Genomic DNA, 7,221 nt, shown 5'->3' with positions numbered 1-7,221 from the left:
TTCCGCGCCTTCTGGCAGGGCGGCAAGCTGATGTTTGGGAATGCCGTTTTTCTGGTCGGGCAGTAAGCACCGTAGCTCGGACTCGCAGAGTCCAAGCTACAGTTTTAACGCCGCTTTTACGGCCTTGGGCAATGATGCCCGCACCAACTCATACGAGTGGTCAATCAACTCGCGCAATTGGTTTTCCGGGGCACCCGTGCCGATGAGCACCGTGTTCCAGTGCTTCTTGTTCATGTGGTAGCCGGGCAGCACGTAGTCGTGGGCCTCGCGCAACTCCTCGGCGCGCTCGGGGTCACATTTCAAGTTGATGCTGCCGAAGGTGTCAATATCGGTCAGGGCGAAAACTTTGCCGCCGACTTTGAACACCAGCGTGCTGGGGCCGAAGGGCGTTTCCTCGGTCACGCCGGGCTTCAGCAGGCAGTAGTCGCGGAAATCCTCGATGTTCATTAGCGCGTGAGAGCGGGCAGAATGTAGCGCACGAACATCACGACCAGGCAAATCAGAAACATCGCCAGGCTCAACTTATTGATGAAGTGCATAGTCTTCATGTTGAAGTTGGACTTGCGGTTGGGGTCGTGCTTGCGGAAATAATAGCCGAGCACGGGACCGAAGTTGAAGAGGTTCTTGCCGTTCATATCAGAGCAGGTTTGGGAGTAGCTAAGATAACACCGGGCGCGCCAGAAAGATTTGCTGTACCTGTAGCACATGCTTTAGCTTGTGTATCGCTGAGATATCTTATGGTCGTTGCGCGACCAGGCGCAAGCTGAAGCATGCGCTACAATAGACGCCCTTCACGCCAGGCCAACCCATCTGGCAGTTCCGCCGAAGCAAACTCCAGGTGCATTACCCGGCGCGGCCGGTTGCTGGTGCTGCGGTTGGAGGCGTGCAGCAGCAGCGGCTTCATCAGCATCATGCCGCCGGCCGGCACGGCGCAAACTGTGGCGTCCGGCGTGAAGCCAGCAATAGCGGCGGCCGGCACTACGCCGTGCCGGTGCGAGCCAGGCACCACTTTCAGCGCGCCGTTGGTGGCGTCGCAGTCATCGAGGTGGATGCGCAGGGTAGCCACGTTTTCCAGCACCGCCACCGGCGGCTGCACCGATACGCCTTCGGCTTTGCTGGTCCAGGGGCCGAAACCGGGTAGGTCGGCGCGCTGGTCCACGTTTATCATCAAGTCCTGGTGCCAGGCCACGAGCCAGTTCGAGCCGGCGGGCTTGTCGAAATAAATGGCTTTCACCAGCTGGCAGCCCGCCGGAAACAACCCGGCCAGCAGCTCGCGCAAAGCGGGCGTTTCCAGCAGCGGCCACAGACTTGGTATTTCCTTCAGTAACTCCCGAATGGCAAACACCTCCTGGCTGCGCCGGAAATTGGGGCCGCTGCCCGCCGAGCTTTCTACCGCGTGTAGCAGGGCAGATACATCGGCAGGCGCGTAGAAATCGGGCAGCACCGCAAATCCTTCCGCGGCAAATTGCGCGGCCACCGGGCCACTGAGAACGGCTGTTTCCATAGGCGCGCAAAGCTACATTCTCCCTCGTCACCGGCGGCGCAACCTGCGCTTGGGCGGCGTGCCTTTGGAATTGTTCGATTGCGCCGGACCTATACCCCAACCCCTCCCCCATGAATAAATCCGCTACTTTCCTCCTGCTCAGCGGCCTGCTGGCCGCCGCGCCCGCCGCCAAAGCCCAAACCGCTGCTTCCGAAACGCAAGCCGTGCAGCAAACCGTCACTGCCTTTTTCGATGGCATGCGGCGCGGCGACAGCACCGCCGTGCGCCGCACACTGGCCCCGGCGGCCGTGTTCCACGGTTTCGGCGGCAAGCCCGGGCAGCCGCCCACGCTGGAAATCGAATCCATCAACGGCTTTCTCAAAGCCGTGGGCACGCCCCACCCCGCCGTCTGGGACGAGCGGGTGACGTTCGAGCGCGTGCTCATCGATGCCGGCCTGGCCAGCGTGTGGACGCCCTACGAGTTTTACCTCGGTAGCAAATTCAGTCATTGCGGCTACGACTCGTTCCAGCTGGTGAAGCTGGCCGATGGCTGGAAAATCGCGCACATCATCGACACGCGGCGCAAGGAGAAATGTAAATAGCGTCAACCTAAAGAAAAATTAATTTCCGCTTCAGGTCCTCTTAACAAGCCGGGTGATACTTGCTGGCCTCATCAAGCGGCCACTCCGCCCCCGGCTTATGCGCTCCGTTACGCTCCGACACCTGGTTTTTAGCGCGTTGGGCTTGGTCCGGCTGACCAGCCCGGCCCAGGCCCAGAACCCCGACCTACCCCCGGGCACTTCCACGGCGGTAACGGCCCCGGCGGGCACGCTGGTACTGGCCATGGACAACACCTGGCAAAGCACGGGCGGCGCCTTCAACCTGAAAGCCTACGGGCTGGCCGTGCATTTGCTCAACAACAAAGTACCGCTACGCTGGGTGATGCGCGCGGGCAAGGCCAAAGACGACGCCGATTTCACGGCCCTGGCCACGCGGGTGGTGCCCCGCGCGGCCAGCCTGCCGGCCGCCGCGCGCACCTTTCGGGCGGGGCCGCTGCTGGTGCTGCCCCCCGATACGGCCCGGGTGCGGGCGCTGGCCGCCGCCTACAACGCCGCCCACAACACCGGCGTGCAGCTTTACGCGCTCCAAGCCGCGACGGCCGTGGAGGTGCGCTACGTGCTCAACCAGCGGCCGGTGGCGGCCATTCTCAACGACGGCGGCAATGCGGCCATCCATCAGGGCTACATGCAGCTGGCAGGCATCGGCGGCAACAACGGCGGCAACACGCTGCGCGCCCAGGAAAACTACGTGACCCAAACGGCCATCAACCTGGACAGCCAACTGGATTGCTACACCTTCGCCTCGGAACCCCACTCGACCAACACGGCCGGCGGCGTGGTGGAGGCGTTGCGGCGGTTTGTGGAGCGGGGCGGCAATTTCCTGGCCGAGTGCGAAGCCGTAGTTACCTACGAGAACTACGCCAACGGCCGCTTCCAAACCAGCGGGGGCGTGGTGGATGCGGACGTGCGCGACAACACCGCCCGCCGCTACCCCGCCCCCGACCAGCCCTTCACGCAGTTCGAGGGCGAGTTCAAGGCCTCGGTGCTGGGGGGCAGCGTCACCAACTGGCGGCGGGCCGGGGGCAGCGCGTTTCACAACGGCGGCCACGCCCAGAGCCAGCTGGCCGGCTCTTCCGACGAAGTCATCGAAGCCAGCGTGTCGGACCACTACACCGGGCGCGGCGGGCTGGTTTTTTACCTGGGCGGCCACCAGTACAACGGCACCACCGAAAACGACGTGAACGGCCAGCGCATGTTCCTGAACGCTTTTCTGACCCCGGCCACCACCTCCCAGGGCTGCAACGTCTTCGCCGACGCGAACGGCAACGTGCTGGCCGAGGCCTTGCGCTACACCCTCTGCCAGGGCGACTCGGTCCGCATCCAGCTGCCCGCCGGCGCCCAGGGCCCCGAAACCTACCGCTGGACGCCCGCCACCGGCCTGAGCAGCGCCAGCAGCGCCACGGTGTGGGCCCGTCCCGCCAGCTCCACCGCCTACCTGGTAACGGCCACCAGCGTCGGGGGCACCGTGCACACCGTGCCCGTGAGCGTGACGGTGCTTGCCCCCACGGCCGTCAGCATCAGCACCGACGGCTGCCGGCCGTGGGTGGGGCAGGAAATCGCCTTCCGGGCTTCGGCCGAAGGCAGCGACTACCGCTGGGACTTCGGCGACGGCACCCCGGCCACCGCAGAGCCGCGCCACCAATACGCCCGGCCCGGCACGTACACCGTGCAGCTGCGCGGCCTCAACGCGGCGGGCTGCCCCCTGGCCGCCACGGCGCCGGTCAGCATCAGCCCGCTGCTGGTGCCCAACATTTTCACCCCCAACGCCGACGGGCACAACGAAACCTTTCGCCTGCTGGGCATCCCCGCCGGGGCGGCCCGCCTGGAGGTGTACAACCGATGGGGCGCGCAGGTATACGCCGCCGACCGCTACGCCCACGACTGGGACGGCGGCGCGCTGCCCTCGGGCGTGTATTACTACCTGGTGCGCGTGGCCGATTGCCCCACCGTGCTCAAAGGCTGGGTAGAATTGGTGCGTTAGGGGCCGCTAGCCTTACTTTTGGCCGAACCCAACCCCGCGCCTCCATGGAACCCAAACGCTACCCCCGGCAACTTTCGCGCGGTGCCAACAACGCCGCCATCGCCCTTTCCGAAACCGAAGTCGGCAAGCTGTTCAGCGACGACACCCGTTCGGATATTGGCTCCGAAGCCGAAAAGATGCGCTTCGCCAACGAGGTGAATGGCTTGGTTGTCAAATTCCTCCGCTTGGAAACCAACGAAGCGCTGAGCGCCGACATGCTGGTTATGGAGCGCATCTACCCCATTGATTTTCGCGCTTATGAAGTGGAAATGCGGGAAATCTGGTTCGACGTTTTCGCCGACGAATTACGGGCGCTGCACGCGGCCGGCTTCGTTCACCGCGACCTGCTGCGCCCCTCCAACCTGCCCGGCGACGGGTACGACAACATCCTGCTCACCCAGCAGGGCCTGCGCCTGATTGACGTGGGCATTTCCGTGTTGCAGCGGCAGGTGGGTGAGTCGTTTTTTCGGGCCTACGTGCAGCAGGAACTGGAGGAGTTGGAATTGTTTCGGGTATTTTTTTTAGGACGATAAAAAATCAATTACCTCTTATCAAAATCAATCGCCGAAAGCAACCAAGCCAAAATCACCAGCTAAAGCTTGCTTTAGAATGGAAGCTAAATTTGGAATCAGACTTATAATAGCCGGTACCAGGATGTTGTTTTTCTGCTTCACTTGCTGACTTGACCAACGAAATTTCCCATAGTAATCAAGGTGATTTTCAATAACTTTTAATTCTTGAGCTTTTTCAAACTCTTCATACTCAATACCACCAGCATAGCTTAATTGTCGGCTATGGATAGGCAGTTCGTCATTGATGAAACTGAAGTCAAGCATCTTAAAGTAGTAAAGAGAAGTTACACCCCCACCGGCTCCTCCAACAACTCTTTTTCAATCCAGCGGCCGTCCTCGCGCATGAGTTCGATGAGTTCATCCACGGCGGCTTCTTCGGGCACGGCTTTCTTGATGACTTCTTGGCCGCGGTAGAGGGCGATTTTGCCCTTGCCCACGCCCACGTAGCCGTAGTCGGCGTCGGCCATTTCGCCGGGGCCGTTCACGATGCAGCCCATGATGCCGATTTTGATGCCCTTGAGGTGGTCGGTGCGCTTGCGAATCATGGCCGTGGTTTCCTGCAGGTCGAACAGGGTGCGGCCGCAGCTGGGGCAGCTGATGTATTCGGTTTTGCTCATGCGGGTGCGGGCCGCCTGCAGGATGCCGAAACTGAGCTGGTTGAGGCCGCTCACCGTATCGAGCCATTCCTCGTGCGAGCGGTTGCTGAGCAGTTCCACGCCCAGCACCACGCCGTCGCCGAGGCCATCAATGAGCAGGCCACCCACGTCGGTGGCCGCGAACAGCTGGGTTTGCTCCAATGCTTGGTCGGGGAAAGAGCGGGCGATGACCACCGGGCAGGTGATGTCGTGATTTATCAGCTCGAAGAAGGCCCGGCGCAGCTCCGGCATGGCGTGGGCATTGGTGGTGTGCAGCACCAGTACCACGGCGCGGTCGTGGCGCAGGCGGTGCAGCATGGGCGCGTCCAACGCGTCGAGGCTGAGCAACAGGAAGTTGAGCTCGGGGTGGCGCGGGCCGTCTTCCACGTAGCTGCTGGCCGTCATCACCGGGAAGTGGTGCGGGCGGCTGCCGGCGTCGCGCCAGGCCGGGTAGGTCACGATTTCCTTGAGGCCGTTGGGCAGCATAAACGGCACCGGCCGCTCACCGCTGAAAATGTAGTCGGCCCCGTGGTCGGCCATCTGAAATTTGTCCAGAAACGGCGAGTAGAGGTGGCCCACGGCGCGCAGGTCGGCGTACTCCACGCGGGGCAGCCGCGCCGTGCTGGTGATGACGCGCGGCACGTTCAGCCCCCCGAAATTGCCCACCTCATGCGTGACGCGGCGGTGGTACTGGAACGGATTTATCGGCACCTCCCCCTCCAGCGGCTTAATGAGCCGGGCCGTGGCGGCGCGCCCCGTGTAACGGTCAATGAGCATGCGCGCCACGGGCGCCTCAGCCTCGGGCGCTTCGGTGAGACTCACGCGCACGGTGTCGCCGAGGCCGTCTTCGAGCAGCGTGCCGATGCCCACGGCGCTCTTGATGCGGCCGTCTTCGGCCTCGCCAGCTTCGGTCACGCCCAAATGCAGCGGGTAGGGCTGCAGGCCTTCTTCGTCAAGCTTCTGCACCAGCAGGCGGTAGGCCTGCACCATCACCTGGGTGTTGCTGGCCTTCATGCTCAGCACCACGTCGTAGTAGTTTTCCTCCTCGCACAGGCGCAAAAACTCCAGCGCCGACTCCACCATGCCTAATGGAGTATCACCATATCGACTCAGAATCCGGTCGCTCAGCGAGCCGTGGTTGGTGCCAATGCGCATGGCGGTGCCGTGCTGCTTGCATATCTGCACCAGCGGCCGGAACCGCTCGCGGATGCGCTCCACCTCGGCCGCGTAGGTGGCGTCGGTGTACTCAATCTCCTCGAACTTCTTTTTATCGGCATAGTTGCCGGGGTTCACCCGCACTTTCTCCACGATGCGGGCGGCCAGCTCGGCAGCGTTGGGCGTGAAGTGAATGTCGGCGATGAGCGGCACGTTGCAGCCGCGCTTGCGCAACTCCTTCTTGATTTCCAGCAGGTTCTGGGCCTCCTTCATGCTGGGCGCGGTGATGCGGACGTATTCGCAGCCGGCCGCCACCATGCGCAGCGTCTGCTCCACCGAGCCCATTGTGTCCATCGTGTCCACGGTGGTCATGCTTTGCACCCGGATGGGGTAGTCGCCGCCCATCGGCAAGCCGCCAATGTTGACCACGCGCGACACACGGCGCTTGTATTCGGTGAGGCTGGGGCAATACGTTTTGTTCATGAGCCAAAAACTACGGTCGGAAGGCGAAAGTTGCGCCGTAGCACAAAGGTAAAGCCGTTCGGCGCGGCTGCGGGCCGCAACTTCTGGTCGGGCTTTGCTGTCTGTGGATTGGCCTGTGTTTTTGAACGATGTAGAGACGCAATATTTTGCGTCTCGTCGTTGAACGACCAGAACCCCGCCGCCTGCGCAGTCACAACAACATCAGCAACGACGAGACGCAAAATATTGCGTCTCTACGCCGTTCACCTTTATT

Annotated in this window: 9 protein-coding genes; 3 read left to right on the top strand and 6 right to left on the bottom strand. The window is 62.4% G+C overall.

The genetic code is table 11. From position 1 onward, the window contains the following. Positions 1–96 precede the first annotated feature (96 nt). From Q5H92_RS25550 to Q5H92_RS25540, 3 genes are all read right to left on the bottom strand, one after another. A complete protein-coding gene (locus Q5H92_RS25550) occupies positions 97–447 on the bottom strand; it encodes an MmcQ/YjbR family DNA-binding protein (protein ID WP_305014417.1) in 351 nt (116 codons plus the stop codon). Beyond that, complete coding sequence (locus Q5H92_RS25545) at positions 447–635, bottom strand: DUF6728 family protein (RefSeq protein WP_305014416.1); 189 nt, start codon at positions 633–635, stop codon at positions 447–449. The genes Q5H92_RS25550 and Q5H92_RS25545 overlap by 1 nt, the downstream gene beginning before the upstream one ends. Before the next feature lie 140 nt (positions 636–775). Beyond that, positions 776–1,504 carry a phytanoyl-CoA dioxygenase family protein gene (locus Q5H92_RS25540; RefSeq protein WP_305014415.1) on the bottom strand — a complete coding sequence of 243 codons (729 nt, stop codon included), beginning with the start codon at positions 1,502–1,504 and terminating at the stop codon, positions 776–778. A 110-nt stretch (positions 1,505–1,614) separates the two neighbouring features. On the opposite strand from Q5H92_RS25540, the gene Q5H92_RS25535 reads away from it, so the two are divergent. From Q5H92_RS25535 to Q5H92_RS25525, 3 genes are all read left to right on the top strand, one after another. Beyond that, positions 1,615–2,085, top strand: a complete 471-nt coding sequence (locus Q5H92_RS25535) for a nuclear transport factor 2 family protein (protein WP_305014414.1) — start codon at positions 1,615–1,617, stop codon at positions 2,083–2,085. Between the two features lie 97 nt (positions 2,086–2,182). Next, positions 2,183–4,084: a T9SS type B sorting domain-containing protein gene (locus tag Q5H92_RS25530; RefSeq protein WP_305014413.1), complete on the top strand. Its 1,902-nt coding sequence runs from the start codon at positions 2,183–2,185 to the stop codon at positions 4,082–4,084. Between the two features lie 44 nt (positions 4,085–4,128). After that, positions 4,129–4,656 carry a protein kinase family protein gene (locus Q5H92_RS25525; RefSeq protein WP_305014412.1) on the top strand — a complete coding sequence of 176 codons (528 nt, stop codon included), beginning with the start codon at positions 4,129–4,131 and terminating at the stop codon, positions 4,654–4,656. Between the two features lie 24 nt (positions 4,657–4,680). Here the strand turns inward: Q5H92_RS25525 and Q5H92_RS25520 are convergent, their stop codons facing one another. Genes Q5H92_RS25520 through Q5H92_RS25510 form a run of 3 tightly spaced genes read right to left on the bottom strand, consistent with a single transcriptional unit; the run spans position 4,681 to position 7,189 of the window. Further along, positions 4,681–4,959, bottom strand: a complete 279-nt coding sequence (locus Q5H92_RS25520; protein WP_305014411.1) for a hypothetical protein — start codon at positions 4,957–4,959, stop codon at positions 4,681–4,683. Positions 4,960–4,979: 20 nt separating this feature from the next. Continuing rightward, positions 4,980–6,968, bottom strand: a complete 1,989-nt coding sequence (ispG, locus tag Q5H92_RS25515) for a (E)-4-hydroxy-3-methylbut-2-enyl-diphosphate synthase (RefSeq protein WP_305014410.1) — start codon at positions 6,966–6,968, stop codon at positions 4,980–4,982. Continuing rightward, complete coding sequence (locus tag Q5H92_RS25510) at positions 6,965–7,189, bottom strand: hypothetical protein (protein WP_305014409.1); 225 nt, start codon at positions 7,187–7,189, stop codon at positions 6,965–6,967. Before Q5H92_RS25510 ends, ispG begins: the two co-directional genes overlap by 4 nt. Positions 7,190–7,221 lie beyond the last annotated feature (32 nt).

It is taken from the genome of Hymenobacter mellowenesis, from assembly GCF_030581005.1.
Lineage (GTDB): Bacteria > Bacteroidota > Bacteroidia > Cytophagales > Hymenobacteraceae > Hymenobacter > Hymenobacter mellowenesis.
Note: the sequence above shows the minus strand (reverse complement) of the source record. Positions and strands in the feature narration are given on the sequence as shown.